Source organism: Pseudomonas migulae, from assembly GCF_024169315.1.
In the GTDB taxonomy this organism is placed as follows: Bacteria; Pseudomonadota; Gammaproteobacteria; order Pseudomonadales; family Pseudomonadaceae; genus Aquipseudomonas; species Aquipseudomonas migulae_B.
On sequence record NZ_JALJWR010000001.1, the window covers coordinates 5,827,573 to 5,852,003 of the forward strand.

The following is a 24,431-nucleotide window of genomic DNA, read 5'->3' on the forward strand; positions in this document are numbered from 1 at the left end:
ATATGTCTGAAGAAATGAATTTGCAGGTTTTGGGGCTGCTGCGCAGCCCAACGGGGATAAATCCCCTCGCCACGGAAAGCGGTGGCGGTTTCAATTATTGAATTCGAGGATTTTGAAATGTCCACAATGATACGTCCGGCCCTGAGCCTGTTGGTCTTGATGACCCTGATCACCGGCGTCGCTTATCCCTTGGTGGTCACCGGCGTCGCCCAGGTCGCGTTCCCGGATCAAGCCAATGGCAGCCTCGTACACGACGCCAGCGGCAAGGTCCGTGGATCGTCGCTGATTGCCCAGGATTTCGTCGGTGATGCCTGGTTCCATCCACGGCCATCCGCCGGTGCTTTCGCCACGGTGTCGAGCGGCGCCAGTAACCTCTCGCCAAGCAATCCGGCCCTGGCCACTCGAGTGATCGACGATGCCAACAAACAGCTGGTGCCGGGGCAGGGGCCGGTACCGTTGGCGCTGGTGACCACGTCTGGCAGCGGCCTCGATCCACACTTGCCACCGGCCGCGATTGCCTATCAACTGGCGCGTGTTGCGGCGGCGCGGAATCTGCCGGTGGCGACGCTGCAGAACCTGTTGGATGCGCACATCGAGCAACCGTTGGTGGGTCCGCCGGTGGTGAATGTGTTGGCGCTGAATATGGCGTTGGAAAAACTGTAGATCGGTGGTGGCGTCATTCGCGAGCAAGCCCGCTCCCACATTTGATCTTCAGTGGTCACGAAATATGTGTACGACATCCATCCAGTGTGGGAGCGGGCTTGCTCGCGAAGACGGCCTGACAGGCACCACATAACTACCTGAATAAAGAGAGCTTCAAGCATGAGTGACTCCGGCCGCGCCGACGCGCTGTTAGCAGACCTGCCCCGCGACGGCCGTGGCCGGCTCAAGGTTTTCCTCGGCGCCGCACCCGGTGTCGGCAAGACCTACGCCATGTTGCAAGCCGCCCATACCCAACTTCGCCAAGGCGTGAAACTCATCGCTGGCGTCGTCGAAACCCATGGCCGCGCCGAGACCGAGGCGCTGCTCGGCGGTTTGCCGCAGCAGCCCTTGGTGCGCTCGGAATACCGCGGCGTGACCCTCGAAGAAATGGACCTCGACGGCGTACTCGCCGCCAAGCCGAAACTGGTGCTGGTGGACGAACTGGCCCACACCAACGCACCGGGCAGTCGTCACGCCAAACGCTGGCAAGACATTCAGGAACTGCTCGCCGCCGGCATTGATGTGTACACCACGGTCAACGTTCAGCACCTGGAAAGCCTCAACGATCAGGTGCGCGGCATCACCGGCGTGCAGGTCCGTGAAACTCTCCCGGACTGGGTGCTGCAAGAAGCCTACGAATTGCTGTTGATCGACTTGCCTCCACGCGAGCTGCTTGAGCGACTGCGAGACGGCAAGGTCTATGTGCCGGAGCAGGCGCGGGCGGCGATCGATGCATATTTCTCCCAGACCAACCTCACCGCCCTGCGTGAACTGGCGATGCAAACCGCAGCGGCTCAGGTCGATAACGACCTGGCCCAGGGTTATCGTCAGCTTGGACAGGCCGCCCCGGCGGTGCGCGGTCGATTGCTGGTCGGTGTCGATGGCGATGCCCAGGCCGAGCGTCTGGTGCGTCACGCCAGCCGCGTCGCCCAGCGTCGGCATCTGCCATGGAGCCTGGTGCATGTGGACAACGGCAGCGTGCGTGACGAGCAATCACGCCTGCGTCTGCAAAGTGCCCAGCAACTGGCCGAACGCCTCGGCGGCGAAGTGGTGTTGCTGCGGGCCGGTGAGGTGGCGAAAACCCTGATTCAGCACGCCACTGAACGACGCGCCAGCCTGGTCCTGGTCGGCCAGTCCCGGCGGCGATTGCGTCGTCGGCTGTTCGGTGGCGGCTTGGCCGCACGTTTGCTGCGCCACGCGCGCGGGCTGGAAATCAACGTCATCGACAGCGACCTCGAACAGGACCCGCCACGCAAACGCTCGGTACAGCCGCTGGTGTGGTTCGACTATGCGCTGGCGCTGGTCGCGACTGTGCTCGCCAGTGCCCTGGCCTGGGCAGTGGCGAGTGTCTTGCCGCTGCCGAACATCTCGCTGGTATTCCTCGCCGCCGTGTTGCTGGTGGCGGTGCGCAGCAGTCTCGGCCCGGCGCTGGCCTGTGCGGCGCTGTCGTTTCTGACCTATGACTTCCTGTTCATTCCGCCGAATTTTTCCTTCAGCATCCAGCGCGAAGAAGACGTGCTGACCTTGCTGTTCTTTCTGCTGATGGCGGCGCTCACCGGCAACCTTGCGGCACGCCAGCGCCGGCAATTGCAGGCCTTGCGCGACACCCAGGAGGAAACCACCGAACTGCTCGACCTGTCGCGCAAACTGACGGCGGCCACTGACCGTCAGGCCGTGATCAAGGCCGCCGCTCAGCACCTCGAGGGCTGGAGCGATCTGCAATTGTGCCTGCTCAATCGCGATGGCCAGAGCGGCTGGAAAGTCGAAACCGGTGGCCCGCTGGAGTTTTCCGAAGCTGAACGCGCGGCCGCTGACTGGGCCTGGCAACACGATCAACCGGCGGGTGCAGGCACCGGCACGCTGCCGTTCGGGCGTTGGTGGTGGTGGCCGCTGTCCGTGGAAGACGGGCCGCTGGCGCTGCTCGGCGTCTGTGCCAAGGAGGGACAGACCTTGAGTGGCCAGCGTCGGCGTCTGCTGACGGCGCTGAGTCAGCCGTTGGCCCAGGCGCTGGCTCGTGCGCAACTGGCCGAAGACCTGGAAGCGGCGCGGCTGCACGGGGAAACCGAGCAACTGCGCAGTGCCTTGCTGGCGTCGGTGTCCCACGATTTGCGCACACCGCTGACCTCCATGCGCGGCAGCATCGACAGCCTGTTGGCGCTGGGCGAGGCGATCCCGCTGGAGGATCGCCGCGAATTGCTCGAAGGCACCCGCGATGAAGCCGAGCGCCTCGATCGCTACATTCAAAACCTGCTGGACATGACCCGTCTCGGTCACGGCGCGTTGAAGCTGGCGCGGGACTGGGTATCACCCGCCGATATCGTCGGCAGTTCACTCAATCGCCTGCGCGCGGTACTGGCGCCGTTGCAGGTCAGCACCGAAGTGCCGCCTGAATTGCCGCTGCTGTACGTTCATGCCGCGCTGATTGAGCAGGCACTGGTCAACGTGCTGGAAAACGCCGCGCGGTTTTCGCCGGCTCACGGGCGTTTGCAATTGCGCGCCGGAGCGGATGAAAACGAGCTGTTCTTCTCGGTGAGTGATGAAGGACCGGGGATTCCTGAAGAGGAACGGGCGAAGATTTTCGACATGTTCTACACCGCCGCGCGCGGTGATCGTGGGGGGCAGGGCACCGGGCTGGGACTGGCGATCTGTCAGGGCATGGTCGGTGCACACGGCGGGCGAATCAGCGTCGGCGACGGTATCGAAGGGCGTGGTACTTGCATCACCCTGCACTTGCCTTTGCAGGAACAACCCGATGTTGAAAACGAGAGTTGAACATGAGCGCTGACAGTGAAGCCTGATACCCTTTGGACCTCTCCATGCCACGATCAGACACCATGAGCCAGACCGCGACCATTTTGGTCATTGACGACGAACCCCAGATCCGCAAATTCCTGCGCATCAGCCTCGCTTCCCAGGGTTATAAAGTGCTGGAGGCCGGCACAGGCACGGAGGGATTGGCACAGGCCGCACTGAACAAGCCGGACCTGCTGGTGCTCGACCTCGGTCTGCCGGACATGGACGGCCAGCAAGTGCTGCGCGAGTTTCGCGAATGGTCGACGGTGCCGGTGCTGGTGCTGTCGGTGCGCGCCAGCGAAGGGCAGAAAGTCGAGGCGCTGGATCGCGGTGCCAACGACTACGTGACCAAGCCGTTCGGCATCCAGGAATTTCTGGCTCGAGTGCGTGCCTTGTTGCGTCAGGCACCGGTGGGTGAGGCGCAGCAAGCGGCACTGGCGTTCGGCCCGTTGACTGTGGACCTGGCCTATCGCCGGGTGCTGCTCGACGGCGTCGAAGTGGCGTTGACCCGCAAGGAATATGCGGTGCTGGCGCAACTGGCGCGGCATCCGGGGCGGGTGATCACCCAGCAGCAATTGCTCAAGGATATCTGGGGCCCGACCCATACCGAGGACAGTCATTATTTGCGGATTGTGGTCGGGCATTTGCGGCAGAAGCTGGCGGATGATCCGACGCAGCCGCGGTTTATCGTGACCGAGGCGGGGGTTGGGTATCGGTTGTTGAGTGAGGGTGGGCTTTAGGTTTTTGTGTTGAATGATCCGGCCCTATCGCGGGCAAGCCCGGCTCCCACAGGTTTTGAGGTGATCACCACATTTGTGAACGACACAAATCCTGTGGGAGCCGGGCTTGCCCGCGAAGAGGCCCTCACGTTCACTCGAGAACCTCAGGAATCCCGCTCACTCTCATACCGATCCAACGTATCCCGCGCAATCTCCCGCCCCAGCGCGATCAACTCCGGTGCTTTGTAAAACTCGAAAAACCGGCACACCCGCTTCGGCACGTTGATCAAAATATCCGGTGGATAACCGGCAATCTTGTACTGCGCCAACGACGTCTGCATCACCTCGAAACTCTGGTTGATCAAATCCAGCAAGGACGCCGGCCCCACGTTGTCGATGATGAACGAACCCGTGGCGGACTTCGGCGCGCCATCGCGCTCCGGGGCGGCCGCCGGTTGCTGGGCTTCAGGTTCGGCGGATTCGATCCAGGGGTTGATCTCGCCTGCCTCGGCCATCAACGCTTCCTTTTCCAGCAGCAGCAATTGTTCCGCTTGTTTGCGGCGGAACGGCAGCTTCGAGCCCAACGAGCTGATCAGGCTGTCGAACCGGGTCTTGAACGCAGCCGGGCGCTGGATCACCGGCAATTGGTAGTGACGCTGGTTGGTGGAGTTGAGGTTGACCGCGATGATCAGGTCGCAATGGCTCGACACCACCGGCACGATTGGCAACGGGTTGAGGATGCCGCCGTCCACCAGCATGCGATTGCCCTGCATCACCGGCGTGAACAGACTCGGGATGGCCGCCGAGGCACGCATCGCCTGGTGCAGGCAGCCTTCCTGGAACCAGATTTCCTGTTGGTTGGTCAGGTCGGTGGCCACCGCCGTGTAGGGGATGCGCAGGTCCTCGATATTGATCTCGCCGACGATCTTGCGGATCTGCCCGAAGACCTTCTCCCCGCGAATTGCGCCCAGTCGAAAACTGACGTCCACCAGACGCAACACGTCGAGGTAATCCAGGCTCTCGATCCAGTTGCGGTATTCATCCAGTTTGCCGGCGGCATAAATCCCGCCGACCACAGCGCCCATCGAACAACCGGCGATGCAGGCGATGTCGTAGCCACGCCGCTCGATCTCTTCAATGACACCGATATGGGCATAGCCCCGGGCTCCGCCGGAACCCAGCACCAGTGCGACACGCTTTTTCATGAATCGCCCTCGTCTGACAAGGTTCAACAATGCACCCATCGAGGGGCGTGCTTCAATCGCTAAGGTCGCTCGGCGGAGTGAACGCGTCGTTTTTTCGACACTCCATGGCGGCAGATGGTTATTCTCCCGAGCGCTATAGTTTCCGCAGCGGGGCCAAGGCACTTTTCACGCGCCAGACCGTCTTACCTGCACGACTGTTTACCTATCTTTGAGGTGTGAGTGATGAAAGCCTGGATCTGTGTGCCTTTGATTGCGCTGGCGCTCGCCGGTTGCGCCGGCAAAACCGCTTACCGTGACAGCTGCGGTAGCGGAATCGATGCCGCGTGGCATGAGCTGGACCTGGCCAAGGCCGAAGGTTTTGCCGGCACCGTCAGTTACTCCAAGGCCCTGTCGCTGCTGACCGGCGCCAAGACCCAGCAGCAGTTCGAAGCGTTCGAAGGCTGCACCAAGAAAGCCGAGAAGGCGCGCTTCTATATTCGTGAGTCACGCGCTGGCCGTTGAGGCATGATGTAGGCATCAGAAATTCAGTTCAGGGAGAAAACGATGTCTGCCTTGGTTGATCGGTTGGTGGCTCATGTTCTTGGCCTGGAAGTCCGCCTGCTGTCCTGTCAGGCACGGCTGAATGCCCGCACCGACCCGGAAGCATTGCACGATCTGCGCACCACGGTTCGCCGTTTGCGCAGCCTGCTGCGGCCGTTGCGCGGCTTGCCCGGGGTCGAGCAGCTGGAAGTGGCGGCGTCCCGGGTCGGTGACCTGACCACGCCGTTGCGCGATCGTGAAGTGTTGGCGGCGTATTTGCTCGAGCACGATCAACCTGAGGCAGCGCAGCGACGCATGGCGCAGATGGCCGCGGCCTATCCTGCAGTCGCCGCGAGTTCCGAGCTGGCGCAGTTGCTGATGATTTTCGACGCCTTCCCGCGTTTTCTGCGGGCATCCCAGCGACAGGGTTTGCTCAAGGGACTGCGCAAGCGCATCGAGAAGCGCCTGGGCAAGCAGTGGAAAAAACTCGATGAGGCTTTGCACGATCCTGCTCATGATCGGCATCGACTGCGCCTGTTGATCAAACGTGTGCGCTATGGGATCGAGGCCTACCCCGAATTGGACCGTTTGCCGAAACCGGCTTTGCCGAGGCTCAAGTCGGCTCAGGCTGCCCTGGGTGACTGGCACGATTGCTGGCAATGGCTGGCCCGGGCCGAACAGGAAGCAGATCTGCAACCTTGTGTGGCCGTGTGGAAAACCACCATGGCCAAGGCCGAAGCCCGTGCCGACCGAGTTCTCGACAAACTCAGTGCTGCCTGTTTCAAATCCTGAGAACAACACAAATCAAAATGTGGGAGCGGGCTTGCTCGCGAAAGCGGTGTGTCAGTCAACTTCAATCGTGACTGACACACCGCTTTCGCGAGCAAGCCCGCTCCCACAGTAGATCACTGTTGAATTTTGGAATTGATGTTCGAAGCGCGGCTCATCTGTCAGTGCTTTTGGCCAGAATAAGCGCTGTGTCATCCCCCGTGGCTGGTTAACATTCCTCCATCCTTTTCTGCCCTTGAGGTTTTCATGCGCTTTTCCGATCTGCTCGACGCCGTCCGCAGCCAGCCGCTGGAGCTGTCTATTCCGGCCGAATGGGCACAGGGGCGTGCCAGCTTCGGCGGCCTGGTCGCGGCTTTGCAATACGAAGCCATGCGCGCTCGGGTGCCAGCGGATCGCCCTGTGCGCTCGCTGGCGATTACCTTTGTCGGCCCCGTAGAACCGGAAGTGCCGGTCAGTTTTGAAGTCGATGTCCTGCGCGAAGGCAAGGCGGTCAGCCAGGTGCTGGGCCGGGCGATGCAGAAAGGTCAGGTGGTGACGCTGATCCAGGGCAGCTTCGGCGCCTCGCGACCGTCCGAAGTGGCGGTAGCCGCCACGCCGGCCCCGGAAATGAAGCACTGGGACGAGTGCCAGGAGCTGCCGTATGTCAAAGGCATGACCCCGGAATTCATGCGCCATCTGGCGATGCGCTGGAGTGTTGGCGGCCTGCCGTTTACCGGCAATAAATCCCGCGAAATGGGCGGCTGGGTACGCTTGCGTGGTGATGTGAAGGAAGAGGCGGTCACTGAGTCGCATATCCTGGCGTTGGTGGACGCCTGGCCGCCTGCGCTGTTGCCGCACCTGAAAAAAGTCGCGATGGGCAGCACGCTGACCTGGACCATCGAATTCGTCCAGCCGTTGCTCGACCTGAGCACGCTGGACTGGTGCAAATACCTCGTTGAAATCGAACATGCCGCTGACGGCTACGGTCATGCGGCCGCGAAACTGTGGAGCGCGGACGGTCAGTTGATTGCCATGAGCCGGCAGACCGTGACGATCTTTGCCTGATCAGTGACGACGGTGGCGCTCACGCCAGGCGCGCCACCAACCGCCGCTGAGGAAAAACCGTGGAAAGGTCAGGAACTGCTCGACCAGCAGGCGCGATACCGCATCTTTGCGATCGCTGAACGGCTCGGAGGCTTGCACCTCCAGGCTGTGGCCGTGGCGTTGCAGACCCAACGCAGCGAGCAGGCCAATGATGCCAATCGCGAAGTTCGCAAAGCTCAGGCTGAACACCCCGCACACCAGCAGCAGAAACGCCACGATGAACAGCGGCACGGCAATCAGGTGCAGCACCAGATTCGCCGGGTGCTGATGGTTGTCCGGGTAGGCGCGCCATTGCCAGGCGGGAAGGTTGGGGTGACGTTTGCCCATGATGCTGATCCTCGATCCATGTTGAACACATGAGTGAAGAATAGGCGCGGCTTGGGCGGGCGGCGAATCAAGGATGGCTATCGGAGTGATAGGTGTCATGGTCCGGATTGATGTTGACCGGGCTGGCGCCTTCGCGGGCAAGCCTCGCTCCTGCAAGGTCTGCGCACAACCTGTAGGAGCGAGGCTTGCCCGCGAAGGGGACCTTAAAGTTTCAACTGCCCTATGGCCTTGCTCAACTCCCCGGCCAACGCCGCCAACTCATTACTGGTCGTCGCCGAATCCACCGTCTGCTGCACCGTGTTCTCGGTCACATCGCGAATGCTCACCACCGCCCGGTTCATCTCTTCCGCCACCTGGCTCTGCTGCTCGGCCGCTACCGCGATTTGCGTGTTGCTTTCACGCATCTGCGCCACCGCACTGGTGATCTCAGCCAACGCGGCCCCGGCCTCTTGAGCCTGCTGCACGCAATCATCGGCCTTGAACGAGCTTTCCTGCATGAAATCCACCGCATCCCGGGTTCCGGCCTGCAACGCGGCGACCATCAGAGTGATCTCGTCGGTCGACGTCTGCACCCGTTTGGCCAGGTTGCGCACTTCGTCGGCGACTACCGCAAAGCCACGGCCCATTTCCCCGGCGCGGGCCGCTTCAATCGCGGCGTTCAGCGCCAGCAGGTTGGTTTGCTCGGCGATGCTGTGAATCACATTGACCACGCCGTTGATCTTCTGACTGTCCTCGGCCAGACGCTGAATCATCTCGGCCGTCTGCTGTACGCCTGTGGACAACCCGGCAATCGATTTCTGCACGCGACTGACCACTTCCTGACCGCTGCCTGCCAGGGTGTCGGCAGTTTGCGAGAGGTCGCGGGTGGCGCCGGCGTGCTGGGCGATGTGATAGACGGTGGCGGTCATTTCGTTGATCGCGGTGGCAGCCTGGTCGGTTTCGCTTTGTTGGCCAAGCATGCCGTGACGCACCTCGTTCATGCTCGAGGCCAGGCGTGCCGCGCCGACATCCAGTTGCCGGGCGGTGCTGGCGACAGTGTTCACCACCCGCTGATAACCGGCCTGCATGGCGTTGAACGCGCCGGCCATCTGCCCCACCTCGTCGGTGCAGGCCAGGGGCACACGGGCGGACAGGTCACCGGTTTTCTCAACGTGGAGCATCACGTCTTTCAAGGTGTTGAGCTGGCTGAGCAGAAAACGGATCAACAGTTGCGACGCGCCGAGCATCGCCAGCATCAGGATGAGAACCGCCACGGCGTAGTTGGCGAAACGCTCGCCAAACACTTGGCTCAGGCTCGGGCCATGAGCGATCACCGCCACTTGCTGGCCATTGGCCCGCGTGAGCACTTCAGCGCCCATCAGCGGGTTGTCGCCGAACAGCGGCATCGAGTTGATCTCGACCCAGCCGTTGGCATCCGCCAGCTCCAGCAGGGGTTGCTCGTTCAGCAACGGCGCCTGCCCACGACTGAACGTCAGCAGGTTATCGGCCTTGGGAAGCGTTTGCCCGGCAGGCCAGGCGTTGAGCAATCGTGCCTGCGCCTGAGCAGACGCTTGAGACGCATGACTGCGGGCCTGCTGCTCGAGTTGCACGGCGTACAGCACCAACAACAGGGTGGTGACGAAGGCGACAGCGTTGACCGCCCAGAATTTATATTTCAGCGAGATGTTGCTAAGCCAGGCACCCATGGAGGTCTTCTCTGATAGCGGAAACAGCATTGGCAAGGTGCCAGCATTGTGCCGCTAGCCAAGGCGCCGGATCTTGATATGCGTCAACATTCCCGACCGTGCTCACACGCAGCAATTACAGGGCGTAATGCGCTATCCTTCGCGCCTTCAAAATTCCCTCGCTACAGGATTCCGCCCCATGAAAGCCGCACTCGTCGAACTCATCAGCAAAATCAGCTCCGGGTGCATGAGCGAAGACGAAATCCTCAAGGTCGCTGATGAAGCGGCCCAGGCCTACGCCGATCCAGAGGCTTTTCTGACGGCCAATCCGGACATCAACTACGACGACACCTTCCCGATTCCGTTGGGCGAGTGGGTCGTCGTCGGCAGCCTGCCGGAAACCGTGCTGTTCCAGGCCGATACCTACGTGGACCTGTTCGCGCAGATCGTCGCGTCGTTCGGCCCGGGCGTGGATTTCAATATCAAACCCAAGCAACTGGCCAAGACCGAAGCCCTGACCGCGCTCAATCGCATCCAGGTGCAGATGGGCAGCATGAACAAGGAAAACGGCGGTTACACGCTGATGAACTTCAGCCAGTTGCTGGACGACGAACTGCAAGTGGTGCTGGTCTTTGGCAACGACGTGCCGCGCGTGCTTGAGTTGTGCGCCGAGGTCGGCATTGCGGCCGCGCCTTCCCTGGAAGCCCTGAAAGTGGCTATCCACGTTTGAAGGAATAAAACGGAACCCTCGCAGGGGCCGGCTATCCTAAGACTGCACATCACTCTTAGGGAGCGACACCATGGGATCCACGTTCAACGGCCTGATTGGCCTGATCATTCTTGCCCTGGACATCTGGGCAATCATCAACGTGCTGAAAAGTGGCGCCGACACCGGGATGAAAATCGTCTGGGTCCTGCTGATCCTGCTGCTGCCGGTCCTGGGCCTGATCATCTGGGCCATCGCCGGGCCACGGGGCAATGTCCGGATCTGAATACTCACTCACGGTCGACACATTTCCCTTGTGGGAGCGGGCTTGCTCGCGAAAGCGGTGTATCAGTAAAAGTTAATGTCAACTGACACGACGCCTTCGCGAGCAAGCCCGCTCCCACATTGCTCTGTGTGTACTTCGATGACGAAGGTTCGACCTGTCATCTTCCGCGACGTAGAATGCGCGCCTTTCCCGGGCAATCGAGCTGATCGATTGGCCATCATGGGCGGGTAACCGTCCGTTGCCACCCGCATTCATCGGAGCACTTCCCATGAGCAACACCCCAACCAGCGAGTACCTGGAAACCCTTTACGAAGGCTACGGCCAGCGTTTTCGCATGGAAAAACTGCTGCACGAAGTGCGCACCGAACATCAGCACCTGGTGATTTTCGAGAACCCGCGCATGGGTCGTGTCATGGCGCTGGACGGCGTGATCCAGACCACCGAAGCCGACGAATTCATCTACCACGAAATGCTCACCCACGTGCCGATCCTGGCGCACGGCAGTGCCAAGCGCGTGTTGATCATCGGTGGCGGCGACGGCGGCATGCTGCGTGAAGTGGCCAAACACGGTGGCGTCGAGCACATCACCATGGTCGAGATCGACGGCACCGTGGTCGATATGTGCAAGGAATTCCTGCCGAACCACTCCAAGGGTGCGTTCGATGATCCACGCCTGAACCTGGTGATCGATGACGGCATGCGCTTCGTCGCCACCACCACCGAAAAATTCGACGTGATCATCTCTGACTCCACCGACCCGATCGGTCCGGGCGAAGTGCTGTTCTCGGAAAACTTCTATCAGGCCTGCCGTCGCTGCCTGAACGAGGGGGGTATCCTGGTGACCCAGAACGGCACGCCGTTCATGCAGATCGAAGAAGTCAAAACCACCGCCGGCCGCCTGCGCAGCCTGTTCCCGGACTGGCACTTCTATCAGGCCGCCGTGCCGACCTACATCGGCGGTTCGATGACATTTGCCTGGGGCGCGACCAATACGGCCTATCGCAAACTGTCCCGCGAAACCCTGCAACAGCGCTTCGCCGGCAGCGGCATCATCACCCGCTACTACAACCCGGAAATCCACATCGGCGCGTTTGCCTTGCCGCAATACGTGCTGCAAGCGATCAACAAGCCAAGCAACGACTAAACTAAAGAAGTACGCATACCCCAATGTGGGAGCGGGCTTGCTCGCGAATGCGGTGTACCAGTTGACCTGTGTATTGACTGATACACCGCATTCGCGAGCAAGCCCGCTCCCACAAGGCCCTGTGGTTTTCATGGTTGCGTGTGGTAATCCGTTTGAACGATCACTCTGGCCAAAAGTCCAGATAGGTGTAAGCCCATTTGCGGGTTTGTTCGAGGAGGCACTGATGCAAAAGTGGAAGATCACTTTCGTGGATGATCACGGCGAAACAGTCGACGAAGTCTTTGAGTGCGACGAATGCCCGGACAACGAGCACGCCGCCAAACTCATCAAGGCCCGGCTCCTTCCTGTCGCTGCCGAACTGGATCTGAATGATCTGGAGGGGCGCACTGTTGATGCGAGCGTCAAGAATCTCAAGACGCAGAACAGCATACAAATCCTCGGCATTACTCCCGTCTGAAACACCCTCTGGCACACTCGTGAAACACCAGGCCTTGGCAGCGGCGCTTACTTGAGGCTACTCTGCAAGCGAGATCAGCGATTGGATCGCTAAGGTCTGGTCTTGTCAGCTACATGCTTGTTTCCCATCGGCAACGTGGTTGCCGCAGTGCTTGCACCATTCGGTTGCGGGCGTCGGGAGTACGGAAAGTCTATCCATCGGTTTGAGGAGGACGTTTCATGAGCACAGCCTATCAAGAAGACATCAGCAGCTCGGTGCTGCGCCGCATGAAAGAAGGCGGTTTTGACTTTTCACGATTCCATCCGATCGAGTTCTACGCCATTTTCCCGGACGAGGAGCGGGCACGCAGGGCGGCAGGGCATTATTCCGGCGAATCCATGAATGCACAGATCAGCGTACGCGACGACGGCGCTTGGGCCCTGGAACTGAGTAAAGTGATGTCCGCCACCTATGACGGCATCGGCGACTTTGAGCAGGACTTCGAGGCAGTGGTCGAACCTTTGGGCGGCATCATTGAAGGATGGGGCGTCAAGCAGGAGGTACGAGGGCTACTCGCATAACACTATGAACAGCGACAACATCCACTAACGGCTGACCTTCGGGTTGGCCGTTTTCGTTTGTGCCGATATTGAAGCCGAACTTTGCTGTTTGTAGGAGCGAGGATTGCCCGCGAAGGGTCCTCCCGATCACAGAAAAAGCCACCGGCTACGCCCTTATCCTTTCTCTCCACAAATCCCGAAACAAAAAAAAGCCGCCTGAGCAAGGCGGCTAAAAGGGAAGTTCGATGCGCATTTCCAGCGAATGCGCCGATTATCCTCAGCCACGGCCGGGCAGTGAAATCAACTCTGGCTATGCTGGTGATAGGCGAAAGCATTGCTTCGCAATGAAGCGGGGGCGATCAGGTTGGGGCATTTACCGCACAGGAATGGTGCGGTGGGTGCGCGACGAATATCCAACCGATTGATATCAAAGCGTTTATGCCGATGGCACGGGCCTTGCGAAGGCCTGTATGTCCGGGTGACAAGGAGTACGGCATGATCCGCACCTATTTTGATGAGATGTACGATGCCGGCGGCCAGGTCCGCCCGCATTATCGGGAGTTTGCCCGTTGGCTGGCCGAGACGCCTGACGAACTTCTGGCCCAACGGCGACGCGAGGCCGATCTGTTGTTTCATCGCGCCGGGATTACTTTCACGCTCTACGGGGACGAGCAGGGGACAGAGCGCCTGATTCCTTTCGATACCATTCCGCGCAGCATCCCCGCCAGCGAATGGCGGATCGTCGAACGCGGCTGCATCCAGCGGGTCAAGGCGCTGAACATGTTCCTCGCCGACCTCTATCACGAGCAACGCATCATCAAGGCCGGCATCATCCCGGCCGAGCAAGTGCTGGCCAACGAGCAGTACCAGTTGGCGATGCAAGGCCTGGACCTGCACCGGGATATCTACTCGCACATCTCCGGCGTCGACCTGGTGCGCGATGGCGACGGCACGTACTACGTGCTCGAAGACAACCTTCGTACACCGAGCGGCGTGAGCTACATGCTCGAAGACCGCAAGATGATGATGCGGCTGTTCCCCGAACTGTTTTCGGCTCAGCGCATCGCCCCGATCGACCACTATCCGAACCTGTTGCTCGATACCCTGAAAAGCTCCAGCCCGATCGATAACCCTAGCGTCGTGGTGCTGACGCCGGGGCGCTTCAACAGTGCGTTTTTCGAGCATGCGTTTCTCGCTCGGGAAATGGGCGTCGAACTGGTGGAAGGCGCGGACCTGTTTGTGCGTGACGACAAGGTGTTCATGCGCACCACGGACGGGCCGAAAGCGGTCGACGTGATCTACCGTCGCCTCGACGATGCGTTCCTCGATCCGCTGGCGTTCAACCCCGACTCGATGCTCGGCGTGCCGGGGCTGTTGTCGTCCTACCGCTCGGGCAACGTGGTGCTGGCGAATGCCATCGGCACCGGGGTGGCGGACGACAAATCGGTGTATCCGTTTGTCACGGACATGATCCGTTTCTACCTCGATGAAGAACCGATCCTGAAGAACGTGCCGACGTTCCAGTGTCGCAATCCTTCCGAACTGTCCCACGTGCTGGCCAACCTTCCGGATCTGGTGGTCAAGGAAACCCAGGGCTCCGGCGGTTACGGAATGCTGGTGGGGCCGGCGGCGACCGCGGCGGAAATCGAGTCGTTCCGCGCCCGCATCAAGGCCAAGCCCCACGCGTACATCGCGCAACCGACGTTGTCCCTGTCGACCTGTCCGACCTTTGTCGAAAACGGCATCGCGCCACGCCACATCGACCTGCGTCCGTTTGTATTGTCTGGCCGCGAAACCCGGGTCGTGCCCGGCGGTTTGACCCGTGTCGCCCTGCGTGAAGGCTCCCTGGTGGTGAATTCCTCCCAGGGTGGCGGAACCAAGGACACCTGGGTGGTCGAGGATTGAAGGAAGCCTGCCATGTTAAGTAGAACTGCCTCGGATTTGTATTGGATGTCGCGTTACCTGGAGCGGGCGGAAAATCTCGCACGGATGCTCGACATCAGTTATTCGCTGTCGCTGATGCCGCAGGATGGTCGCGGTGACGGTCTGCACGAACTGGCCATGCCCCTGCTGATTACCGGCACGCTGGACGATTACCTGGAGCGACACGGCGAGCTGCATGCCGAACGGCTGCTGCATTTCTTCGCGTTGGATGCGGCCAACCCGGCGAGCATCTACAGCTGCCTCGGCGCCGCACGGGCCAGCGCCCATGCGGTGCGTGGGCGAATCACCGCCGACATGTGGGAAAACATCAACGCCACCTGGCTGGAAATCCGCGGGATCGCCGAGCAGGGCTTGAGTCGCTACGGCATGAGCCGTTTCTGCGAGTGGATCAAGGAACGTTCGCACCTGTTTCGCGGCGCGTCCTACGGCACCATCATGCGTAACGATGCGTTCCGTTTCATTCGTCTGGGGACTTTCATCGAAAGGGCTGACAACACTTTGCGCCTGCTCGACGCCCGCTACGAAATGGCCGGCGATCAGGCCGAAGCGGTCAGCGACGGCACCGCCCACGCCTATTACCAGTGGAGCGCTTTGTTAAGGGCGTTGTCGTCGTTCGAGGCCTACACCGAAATCTATCGCGACGCGCCCGGTGCCCGGCATGTGGCCGAACTGCTGCTGTTGCGTGCTGATGTGCCACGTTCGCTGCGGGCCTGCACTGAAGAAATCGACCAGATCCTCGCCCAGCTGCCCGGTGCCAACGGCCGTCCCGCGCAACGCTTGGCCGCCGAGATGGACGCACGCCTGCGCTACACCGGCATCACCGAAATTCTCGACGAAGGCCTGCACGCCTGGCTGACCGAGTTCATCCCGCTGGTGCGCCAGTTGGGTAACGCCATACACAGTTCCTACCTGGAGGCGGCATGAGACTTTCCATTAGCCATGAGACCACCTATCACTACGAAGATCAGGTGCGGGCGAGCATCCAGTACCTGCGACTGACACCCCACGACAGCGAGCGACAGCATGTGCTCAGCTGGCAACTCGACCTGCCGCGCCCGGTGCGCGCGCAACTCGATCCGTTCGGCAATATCCTGCACGTGCTGACCATGGACGAGCCGCACGAGGCGATCATCATCGGCGCCCGTGGTCAGGTCGACATCGACGAACTGCGTGAAGCCGAGCACGAGAGCCAGTCGGCGCTGCCGTTCCTGCGTTTCACACGCCTGACAGAAGCCGACGAAGCCTTGCGTGCGTTCGCCGAGAAAGAATGTAAGAAGCGTCGGGATCGCACGTCGTTGATCGATTTGATGCATGGGCTGAACCAGCACATGACCTACACGCCAGGCTCCACGGAAGTGGACACCAGCGCGGCCCAGGCCTTCGCCGGGCGTTCGGGCGTGTGCCAGGACCACACGCACGCATTCCTCGCCTGCGCCCGTAGCCTGGGCATTCCGTCGCGTTATGTGTCGGGTTATCTGTACAGCGAGAACTGCGAACACCTGGCCAGTCACGCGTGGGCGGAAGCCTGGCTGGATGACGCCTGGTACAGCTTTGACGTGACCAATGAACTGGCGCGGCCGGAGCGCCATTTGAAGCTGGCGGTGGGCCTGGATTACCTGGATGCCTGCCCGGTGCGCGGGATGCGTCGCGGCGGCGGGTGTGAGCAGATGCATGCGAAGGTGTTTGTTTCGCCGACGCCGCTGCCTGTGATCTCGGTCCAGCAGCAGTAATGCAAATCCGTGCAGAAGTGGTTTACCTGTGGCGAGGGGATTTATCCCCGTTGGGCCGCGCAGCGGCCCTCAAATTAGAAAGCACGGTGTGTCAGAGATATTACCTCAGGCAGGTTTCGGGGCCGCTGCGCGACCCAACGGGGATAAATCCCCTCGCCACAGGTGCGTGTTACTTGGCTGACATCTGTTTGCGCCCAGCCATATGCTTCAAATACCCCACCAACATCTCCAGATCACCATCGGGCAACACCTGCGCCGAAAACCCCGGCATCTTCGCCTGCGGCCACTGCCGCAAACTTTGCGGATCACGGATATACCGCTTCAGAAAGTCCGCGCCAAAATACTCGGTCGGGCTGAACGGGATATTCAGATCCGGCCCGAACTGCGCATCCCCGGCGCCATTGAGTCGATGACACGCCAGACAGTTCTTCTGAAACAGCGCAAATCCCAGATTCACCGGATGATCCGCCTTCAACGCCGGATCAGGCAGCAGGGCAGGGAAGCGCTCGGCCACCGGCGCCATGCGCTTGATGCTTGCCACTTGAAAGGGCCATTGTTCAGGGCTGATGTTGCCCGCCTGCGGGTCTGTCCAGACCAGATAAAACGGCCCCGCACTCGGCTTGCCTTCGGAGAGTGAAGGCCACGGCTTGGTCGGGTCTTCAATCGCCAGCCAGGCCCGCGCGCCCGTGGCATTGAGCAAGGGCGCGGCCGCCAGTTCAGCGGCAAAACCATCCAGCGCCACGGCTTGCAGGTGATCATCAGGCTTGATGCCGGTCAACAACGCCGCCAGGGGCACGGCGCGATAGCTCATGTCCCGTTTATAGGAAACGTCGTTGGTAACCGTGAGGGTCTGTACCTGAGGATGCTTGAGCAATTCCTCGGTCTGCCAGTTACGACTGTTCGCGCCCAGCTCAAGGTTCAGCTGTGCGGCATAAAGGGGCGAGCCGAACAGCAGGGCCCCGAGCAGAATGAGCGTTTTCAAAAGATCGCCGCCATGTCGTGGAAGTGCCGTGAAGGTTGGCACACCCACGCTGGCCCGGGTAGCGAGCCAGTCACATTTTTGATGAGGCGATAAAAAACCTTGGCGCCGTATTTTTAATGACCGACTAGCCGATCACCTTCGTCAGGTTCGGCAAAATCAACAACAGCGTAGTGGCGAAAAGAATGAGCCCGGCTTGACGTACTTTCGAATGTTTGAACATGGCTTGACCGCCTTTTTTGTTATTTCCTGATGCCTGCCTGCATATCTCCATGACGGCAGCGCGTTGCACTTCCTGTAGGGCGAGCGCCTCGGCAAAACCCGACGACAACTTCGCATATGTTCACCTTAGGGCCCGCGTCACTCGTGGTTTAGATCCCTTTCGTATGGAGCGCGCACTAATTGCTTTAAAAAAGGTATGAGGCCTATTGCCAGCTTCTTTGGCGGCCTTTTGCTAGACAGCTCGGTGTCCTGAAACGGTTAATCCGGTAGCACACTACCGTCCGTCTGAGCGTGTCCGTCAACGTCTGTGAGCATTGCGGTCATTGAATCGGCGGTGGCTCGGCATAAGGTGAAGGCTCAGTATTTTCACCGTCAGGTTCGAGGACGTCATGACCCAAGCTTTGATTTTCGACGCGTTACGCACGCCCCGCGGCAAAGGCAAGGCCGATGGCGCCCTGCATAGCGTCAAACCGGTGAACCTGGTGGCCGGGTTGCTCAGGGCGCTGCAACAACGCACTTCCCTGGACACCAGCCAGGTCGATGACGTGGTGCTGGGCTGCGTGACGCCGGTCGGCGATCAAGGCGCCGACATCGCCAAAACCGCGACACAAGTGGCCGATTGGGACGTCAGCGTGGCGGGTGTGCAGATCAACCGCTTCTGCGCGTCGGGACTGGAGGCGGTGAACCTCGGGGCGATGAAAGTGCGATCCGGCTTTGAAGAGCTGGTGGTGGTCGGTGGCGTCGAGTCGATGTCGCGGGTGCCGATGGGCAGCGACGGTGGCGCCTGGGCGCTGGACCCGGAAACCAATCTGCACAGCCATTTCACGCCGCAAGGCGTGGGTGCCGACCTGATCGCCACCCTTGAAGGATTCAGCCGTCAGGACGTCGATGCGTACGCGCTGCACTCACAGCAAAAAGCCGCGCGGGCCCGGGCCAACGGTTCGTTCAACAAGTCGTTGGTGCCGGTGCAGGACCAGAACGGCATCCTCCTGCTTGATCACGATGAATTCATCCGCGCCGACTCCACCCTCGAAGGCCTCGGCAAGCTCAAGCCGAGTTTCGAGATGATGGGGCAGATGGGCTTCGACGCCACCGCGCTGCGGGTCTACAGCCACGTCGAGCGAATCAACCATGTGCACACGCCGGGCAACAGTTCCGGGATCGTCGACGGCGCGGCGCTGATGTTGATCGGCTCCGAGGCCAAGGGGCGCGCACTGGGCTTGCAGCCACGGGCGCGGATCGTCGCCACGGCGGTTACCAGCACCGACCCGACCATCATGCTCACCGGCCCGGCGCCGGCTACGCGCAAGGCGCTGGCCAAGGCCGGGCTGCGGGTCGAAGACATCGACCTGTTCGAGGTCAACGAGGCGTTTGCCTCTGTCGTGCTGAAGTTCATCAAGGACATGAGCATCGATCCGGACAAGGTCAACGTCAACGGCGGCTCCATCGCCATGGGCCACCCACTCGGCGCTACCGGTTGCGCGATCCTCGGCACGCTGCTCGATGAACTGGAAACCCGTCGTCTGCGCTATGGCCTGGCGACGCTGTGTGTCGGCGGCGGCATGGGCATTGCCACCATCATCGAACGTCTCTGAGCCCCCGATTTCAGGAAAAAAGAACCATGACTGAAGCCATTCGTTACGAAAAAGGGCAGGATCAGATCGTCGTCCTGACCATCGACATGCCGGGCCAGAGCGCCAACACCATGAACGCGGTCTACCGGGAGGCCATGGCCGCCTGTGTAGCCCGTTTGGTGGCTGAAAAAGACAGCATCGCCGGTGTCATCATCACCTCGGCCAAGAAAACGTTTTTCGCCGGTGGCGACCTGAATGAACTGATCAAGGTCGGCAAGCCTGAGGCCAAAGCATTCTACGACATGGTGCTGACGCTGAAGGGCCAGTTACGCACGCTGGAAACCCTCGGAAAACCGGTTGTCGCCGCGATCAACGGCGCGGCGCTGGGTGGTGGCTGGGAAATCTGCCTGGCATGCCATCACCGCGTGGCGCTGGACAATGCCTCCGTGCAGCTAGGCTTGCCGGAGGTCACCCTCGGCCTGTTGCCGGGCGGCGGCGGGGTGGTGCGCATGGTGCGCATGCTCGGTCTGGAAAAAGCCTTGCCGTATCTGCTTGAAGGCAAGAAGGTCCGCCCGCAACAAGCGTTGCAGGCAGGTTTGATCGATGAGCTGGCAGCGAACAGCGAAGAACTCCTGACTAAGGCCCGGGCCTGGATCATCGCCCATCCAGCGGCTGTACAGCGTTGGGATGTGAAGGGCTATCAGATACCGGGCGGTACGCCATCGAATCCAAAAGTCGCGCAGATGCTGGCGATAGCGCCGTCGATCCTGCGCAATAAAACCCAGGGCTGCATGCCCGCGCCGGAGAAGATCCTTTGCGCCGCCGTTGAAGGCGCGCAGGTGGATTTCGATACCGCGCACCTGATCGAAACCCGCTACTTCACCGAGCTGACCACCGGCCAGATCTCGAAAAACCTGATCGGCACGTTCTGGTTCCAGCTCAACGAGATCAATGCGGGCGGCTCGCGGCCTCAAGGGTTTGCACCTTATGTGACGCGTCGCGTGGGTGTCCTGGGTGCAGGGATGATGGGCGCCGGGATCGCTTTTGTCAGCGCATCGGCGGGCATCGACGTGGTGCTCAAGGACATCAACCTCGCGGCAGCGGAGAAGGGCAAGGCTCATTCGGCGGCGTTGCTGGACAAAAAAGTTGCCCGCGGCCAGTTAAGCGCCGAGCAGCGCGATGCGGTGCTGGCGCGGATCAAAACCACTGAAAATGATGCCGATCTGGCCGGTTGCGACCTGATCATTGAAGCCGTGTTCGAAGACCGCGAACTGAAAGCCAAAGTCTCTTCAGCCGCGCAACACGTCGTTGGCCCGGACGCGGTCATCGCCTCCAATACCTCGACCTTGCCCATCACCGGACTCGCCACTGCCGTACCGGACCAGAGCAAGTTCATCGGCCTGCATTTCTTCAGCCCCGTGGAAAAAATGCCCTTGGTGGAAATCATCAAAGGCGCCCACACCAGCGACGAAACTCTCGCCCGCGGTTTCGATTTCGTACTGCAAATCAAGAAAACGCCGATTGTGGTCAACGACAGCCGCGGCTTCTTCACCTCTCGGGTATTTGGCACTTTCACCAACGAAGGCATCGCCATGCTCGGCGAAGGCGTCAGCGCAGCGATGATCGAGACTGAAGCGCGCAAGGCCGGCATGCCGATCGGGCCTCTGGCGATCTCCGACGAAGTTTCCCTCAGCCTCATGAGCCATATCCGCCAGCAGACTGCGAAAGACCTGCAGGTAGAAGGGAAACCGTTGATTGAGCACCCGGCCTTTGCGGTGATTGATTTGCTGCTTAACGAATACAAGCGTCCGGGCAAAGCCGCCGGAGGTGGTTTCTACGAATACCCGGCCGGTGGCCAGAAGCACTTGTGGCCCGAGCTGAAAACCCGCTTCGAGAAAGCCGACGGGCAGATTTCGCCGAAGGATGTGCGAGACCGCTTGCTGTTCGTGCAAGCCATCGAGACGGTGCGCTGTGTGGAGGAGGGCGTGCTGACCTCGACGGCGGACGCCAACGTCGGGTCGATCTTCGGTATCGGTTTTGCGGCCTGGACCGGCGGCGCACTGCAATTCATCAACCAGTACGGTGTGAAAGACTTCGTCGCCCGCGCGCAATACCTCGCCGAACAGTACGGCGAACGGTTCGCACCACCGGCGTTGCTCCTGCAAAAAGCCGCCAGCGGGGAGGCGTTTTAAGGGACCGGTGACGCACTCCGGGGCTTGCCTTGTCACCCTGTTTCGAGGCAGGCTCTGAGGTGTGCATTATTCCCATCACGTGTCAGGTATTTTTTATGTCGTTACGCATCTGCATTCTGGAAACCGACATCCTGCGTCCGGAACTGGTCGATCAATATCAGGGTTACGGGCAGATGTTCCAGCGTCTGTTTTCGCAGCAGCCCATCGCGGCCGAGTTCACCGTCTACAACGTGATGCAGGGCGAGTACCCGAGCGATGATGAGGTTTTTGACGCCTATCTCGTCACCGGCAGCAAGGCCGACTCCTTCGGCACCGACCCTTGGATCGAGACCCTCCGCGCTTACCTGCTGACCCGTTACGAACGCGGCGACAAACTGCTGGGCGTGTGCTTCGGCCATCAGTTGCTCGCGTTGCTGCTGGGCGGCAAGAGCGAACGTGCGACCCAAGGCTGGGGCGTCGGCACGCACAGCTACAAACTGGCGGCCAAGGCGCCGTGGATGAGCCCGTTGCGTGAAGAGCTGACGTTGTTGATCAGTCACCAGGACCAGGTAACTTCGCTTCCGGAAAACGCCACGGTCATCGCTTCCAGCGAATTCTGTCCGTTTGCCGCGTACCACATCAACGATCAGGTGCTGTGCTTCCAGGGGCATCCAGAGTTCATTCACGATTATTCGCGGGCATTGCTGGATATTCGCCAGGAAGTGCTGGGCGAGCAGATCTATTCGAAAGGCATGGCGAGCCTTGAGCATGAGCATCACGGCACTACCGTTGCGGAGTGGATGATGCGGTTTGTGGCGCATAAGCCTCAGACAGTTTGAAGCTAAAAGCTTCGCGGGCAAGCCTCGCTCCTACCGGTATACCGTGACCTTGTAGGAGCGAGGCTTGCCCGCGAATCTCACAGCCGCCGCGATGTTGGCTACAACCACCCCGACTTCTTGAAACTCGTCCACAACCCCACGCACCCCACCGCAATAAACCCCAACACCGCGAAATACCCGTAATGCCAGGTCAACTCCGGCATGTTCTGGAAGTTCATCCCGTAGATCCCGGCCACCGCCGTCGGGAACGCCAGAATCGCCGCCCACGCCGCAAACTTGCGCTGCACCACGCTTTGCCGTGACGCCTCCAGCAACACTCCAACTTCAATCGTCTGGCTGGCAATATCCGCCAGGGTTGTCAGGTCTTCCATCTGCCGTGTCACATGAATCTGCACATCGCGAAAATACGGGCGCATGTTCTTGTCGATAAACGGAAAATTCAGTTTCTGCAGTTCCTCGCCGATCTCCACCATCGGCGCCGCATAACGACGCAGGCGCAATACGTCTCGGCGCAGGCCATGAAGCTTCTGGATGTCATGTTCATTCAGCGCGCTGCACAGCACGTTCCGCTCCAGCTCATCGATCTCGGCATGGATCGCTTCGCCCACGGGCTGGTAGTTTTCAATCACAAAATCGAGGATGGCATAGAGTACGAAATCTTCCCCGTGCTCCAGCAATAGCGGACGCGCCTCACAACGCTGTCGGACAAGGGCGTAGGACGCCGAGTGACCGTTGCGGGCGGTAATGATGTAACCATTGCCGGCAAAGATATGCGTCTCGATGAACTCCAGTTTGCCTTCGTTGCGAATCGGCGAATACGTGACGATAAACAGTGCATCACCGAAGGTTTCCAGCTTCGGTCGACTGTGTTTCTCCAGAGCGTCTTCGATGGCCAGTTCATGCAGGTTGAACTGGCGTTGCAGGTTCGTCAGTTCCAGGGCATTGGGTTCTTCAAGGCCGATCCAGACAAAGTGGCCAGGTTTGGCAGCCCAGGCAGCGCCTTCGTCGAGGGTGATATTGGTGACTTTCTTTCCAGCGCTGTAAACCGCAGCAGCAACAACTCTACCCATGATTCAGGTTCACTTCTTATTTGGCAGGTGGCGGGAGCAGGCAGTGATCAGCTTAGCCTTGTCTGCTGCTTGAGAGTCAGTGAAATCTGCAGAGTTCGAAGGCAAAAGCTCGCAGGCAAAAGAAAACCCGCACAGGGCGGGTTTCGTTTCACGCGGCTTGCAGTTGCCGATCCATCGAGGCGATGCAATCGCGCATCTGCTCGCGGCACTGGGCGATCAGCATGGGCATGTCGTCCAGGCTCAGTCCGGCGGTAGGAATTGCCGGCAGTGAGCGGATCAGAATTTTCCCACTGCGCCAGCGGTTCAATCGCATGTGCTTGACGTAACTGCTGACACACACCGGGACGATCGGCACGCCGGCTGCGATCGCCATCTGGAACGCGCCTTTCTTGAAGGGCAGCAGTTCCTCACCGAGGTTGCGTGTGCCTTCCGGGAATACCCAGATCGAGGTGTCTTCATGCTGCAAGGTGTGCGTCGTGGTCAGCATGGACTGGCGCGCCTTGTGCGCATTGCCACGGTCGATCAACACATTGCCGGCCAACCAAAACAACTGGCCGAACAACGGCACCCACTTCAGGCTCTTCTTGCCGATGCACACGGTACGGCGGGGCACCACGTTGCCGAACACAAACAGATCGTAGTTGGACTGGTGGTTGGCGATGATCACGCAGCTGTCAGGCTTGTCCATCAACGGACCGACTTCAGCCTTCACCCGCCAACGCAAAATACACATCGCCGGCCACGCATACAGGCGTGCGCACAAACGGCTGTTGTCCGGATTGAACGGCCGGCACAGACCCAGGATCACGCCGAGCACACCGGCCAGGATAAAGTGCAGGCCCATCAATAACATACGAAACACGAACAGCATTTACAGGCCCCACCGGGACAAAAGGTGGCGCAGTGTACGGATGTGCACTGTATTCGGCAATTGCCGCTATAGAGGTAGGAGATAGCCGATGTTTGAGC

General features: G+C 60.4%; 23 protein-coding genes. 17 read left to right on the forward strand and 6 right to left on the reverse strand.

The window, feature by feature from the left end; genetic code table 11:
• The first annotated feature begins 117 nt into the window (after positions 1-117).
• The 3 genes from kdpC (at position 118) to J2Y86_RS26770 (ending at position 4,235) form a co-directional block, all read left to right on the forward strand.
• Entirely contained in the window at positions 118-663 is a 546-nt protein-coding gene (gene kdpC, locus J2Y86_RS26760) for a potassium-transporting ATPase subunit KdpC (protein WP_253438590.1), read from the forward strand.
• A 159-nt stretch (positions 664-822) separates the two neighbouring features.
• The gene (locus J2Y86_RS26765) at positions 823-3,474 is read left to right on the forward strand and encodes a sensor histidine kinase (protein WP_253438593.1); all 2,652 of its coding nucleotides are present in this window, start codon (positions 823-825) and stop codon (positions 3,472-3,474) included.
• Positions 3,475-3,536: 62 nt separating this feature from the next.
• Complete coding sequence (locus J2Y86_RS26770) at positions 3,537-4,235, forward strand: response regulator (protein ID WP_253440444.1); 699 nt, start codon at positions 3,537-3,539, stop codon at positions 4,233-4,235.
• A 143-nt stretch (positions 4,236-4,378) separates the two neighbouring features.
• On the opposite strand, the gene J2Y86_RS26775 is transcribed toward J2Y86_RS26770, so the two are convergent.
• Positions 4,379-5,419 carry a patatin-like phospholipase family protein gene (locus J2Y86_RS26775; protein ID WP_253438596.1) on the reverse strand — a complete coding sequence of 347 codons (1,041 nt, stop codon included), beginning with the start codon at positions 5,417-5,419 and terminating at the stop codon, positions 4,379-4,381.
• Positions 5,420-5,641: 222 nt separating this feature from the next.
• Between J2Y86_RS26775 and J2Y86_RS26780 the strand changes: the two genes are divergently transcribed.
• The 3 genes from J2Y86_RS26780 (at position 5,642) to J2Y86_RS26790 (ending at position 7,771) form a co-directional block, all read left to right on the forward strand.
• Positions 5,642-5,920 carry a hypothetical protein gene (locus J2Y86_RS26780; RefSeq protein ID WP_045058957.1) on the forward strand — a complete coding sequence of 93 codons (279 nt, stop codon included), beginning with the start codon at positions 5,642-5,644 and terminating at the stop codon, positions 5,918-5,920.
• A gap of 42 nt (positions 5,921-5,962) precedes the next feature.
• Complete coding sequence (locus J2Y86_RS26785; RefSeq protein ID WP_253438599.1) at positions 5,963-6,730, forward strand: CHAD domain-containing protein; 768 nt, start codon at positions 5,963-5,965, stop codon at positions 6,728-6,730.
• Between the two features lie 243 nt (positions 6,731-6,973).
• Positions 6,974-7,771, forward strand: a complete 798-nt coding sequence (locus J2Y86_RS26790) for an acyl-CoA thioesterase (protein WP_253438602.1) — start codon at positions 6,974-6,976, stop codon at positions 7,769-7,771.
• Here J2Y86_RS26790 and J2Y86_RS26795 read toward each other — a convergent pair whose 3' ends face one another.
• Both J2Y86_RS26795 and J2Y86_RS26800 read right to left on the reverse strand, forming a co-directional pair.
• Positions 7,772-8,137: an Mpo1-like protein gene (locus tag J2Y86_RS26795; protein ID WP_253438605.1), complete on the reverse strand. Its 366-nt coding sequence runs from the start codon at positions 8,135-8,137 to the stop codon at positions 7,772-7,774. It lies immediately after the preceding gene.
• A 203-nt stretch (positions 8,138-8,340) separates the two neighbouring features.
• Positions 8,341-9,822 (reverse strand): methyl-accepting chemotaxis protein, encoded by a 1,482-nt coding sequence (locus J2Y86_RS26800; protein ID WP_253438608.1) that lies wholly within the window; start codon positions 9,820-9,822, stop codon positions 8,341-8,343.
• 178 nt (positions 9,823-10,000) lie between these two features.
• Between J2Y86_RS26800 and J2Y86_RS26805 the strand changes: the two genes are divergently transcribed.
• From J2Y86_RS26805 to J2Y86_RS26840, 8 genes are all read left to right on the forward strand, one after another.
• Positions 10,001-10,531: a hypothetical protein gene (locus J2Y86_RS26805; RefSeq protein ID WP_253438611.1), complete on the forward strand. Its 531-nt coding sequence runs from the start codon at positions 10,001-10,003 to the stop codon at positions 10,529-10,531.
• A gap of 70 nt (positions 10,532-10,601) precedes the next feature.
• A complete protein-coding gene (locus tag J2Y86_RS26810; RefSeq protein WP_253438614.1) occupies positions 10,602-10,793 on the forward strand; it encodes a PLDc N-terminal domain-containing protein in 192 nt (63 codons plus the stop codon).
• Between the two features lie 268 nt (positions 10,794-11,061).
• Positions 11,062-11,937 carry a polyamine aminopropyltransferase gene (gene speE, locus J2Y86_RS26815; protein WP_214381757.1) on the forward strand — a complete coding sequence of 292 codons (876 nt, stop codon included), beginning with the start codon at positions 11,062-11,064 and terminating at the stop codon, positions 11,935-11,937.
• Positions 11,938-12,160: 223 nt separating this feature from the next.
• Positions 12,161-12,394 carry a hypothetical protein gene (locus J2Y86_RS26820; protein WP_253438617.1) on the forward strand — a complete coding sequence of 78 codons (234 nt, stop codon included), beginning with the start codon at positions 12,161-12,163 and terminating at the stop codon, positions 12,392-12,394.
• A 218-nt stretch (positions 12,395-12,612) separates the two neighbouring features.
• Positions 12,613-12,954 (forward strand): ribonuclease E inhibitor RraB, encoded by a 342-nt coding sequence (locus tag J2Y86_RS26825; protein WP_017337348.1) that lies wholly within the window; start codon positions 12,613-12,615, stop codon positions 12,952-12,954.
• A gap of 474 nt (positions 12,955-13,428) precedes the next feature.
• Positions 13,429-14,838: a circularly permuted type 2 ATP-grasp protein gene (locus tag J2Y86_RS26830; RefSeq protein WP_017337349.1), complete on the forward strand. Its 1,410-nt coding sequence runs from the start codon at positions 13,429-13,431 to the stop codon at positions 14,836-14,838.
• 12 nt (positions 14,839-14,850) lie between these two features.
• The gene (locus J2Y86_RS26835) at positions 14,851-15,801 is read left to right on the forward strand and encodes an alpha-E domain-containing protein (protein WP_095945245.1); all 951 of its coding nucleotides are present in this window, start codon (positions 14,851-14,853) and stop codon (positions 15,799-15,801) included.
• Positions 15,798-16,607, forward strand: a complete 810-nt coding sequence (locus J2Y86_RS26840; protein WP_253438620.1) for a transglutaminase family protein — start codon at positions 15,798-15,800, stop codon at positions 16,605-16,607. The genes J2Y86_RS26835 and J2Y86_RS26840 overlap by 4 nt, the downstream gene beginning before the upstream one ends.
• A gap of 169 nt (positions 16,608-16,776) precedes the next feature.
• Here J2Y86_RS26840 and J2Y86_RS26845 read toward each other — a convergent pair whose 3' ends face one another.
• Positions 16,777-17,589, reverse strand: coding sequence for a c-type cytochrome (locus J2Y86_RS26845; RefSeq protein ID WP_253438654.1), 813 nt, complete (start codon positions 17,587-17,589; stop codon positions 16,777-16,779).
• A 608-nt stretch (positions 17,590-18,197) separates the two neighbouring features.
• On the opposite strand from J2Y86_RS26845, the gene J2Y86_RS26850 reads away from it, so the two are divergent.
• The 3 genes from J2Y86_RS26850 to J2Y86_RS26860 all read left to right on the forward strand — a co-directional run bounded on the left by J2Y86_RS26850 (position 18,198) and on the right by J2Y86_RS26860 (position 22,392).
• A complete protein-coding gene (locus J2Y86_RS26850) occupies positions 18,198-19,403 on the forward strand; it encodes an acetyl-CoA C-acetyltransferase (protein ID WP_253438657.1) in 1,206 nt (401 codons plus the stop codon).
• A gap of 26 nt (positions 19,404-19,429) precedes the next feature.
• Positions 19,430-21,574, forward strand: a complete 2,145-nt coding sequence (locus J2Y86_RS26855; RefSeq protein ID WP_253438660.1) for a 3-hydroxyacyl-CoA dehydrogenase NAD-binding domain-containing protein — start codon at positions 19,430-19,432, stop codon at positions 21,572-21,574.
• 95 nt (positions 21,575-21,669) lie between these two features.
• Positions 21,670-22,392, forward strand: a complete 723-nt coding sequence (locus J2Y86_RS26860; RefSeq protein WP_253438663.1) for an amidotransferase — start codon at positions 21,670-21,672, stop codon at positions 22,390-22,392.
• A gap of 98 nt (positions 22,393-22,490) precedes the next feature.
• Here the strand turns inward: J2Y86_RS26860 and J2Y86_RS26865 are convergent, their stop codons facing one another.
• Positions 22,491-23,462: a magnesium and cobalt transport protein CorA gene (locus tag J2Y86_RS26865; RefSeq protein ID WP_253438666.1), complete on the reverse strand. Its 972-nt coding sequence runs from the start codon at positions 23,460-23,462 to the stop codon at positions 22,491-22,493.
• A 148-nt stretch (positions 23,463-23,610) separates the two neighbouring features.
• Positions 23,611-24,333, reverse strand: coding sequence for a lysophospholipid acyltransferase family protein (locus J2Y86_RS26870; RefSeq protein WP_253438669.1), 723 nt, complete (start codon positions 24,331-24,333; stop codon positions 23,611-23,613).
• Positions 24,334-24,431 lie beyond the last annotated feature (98 nt).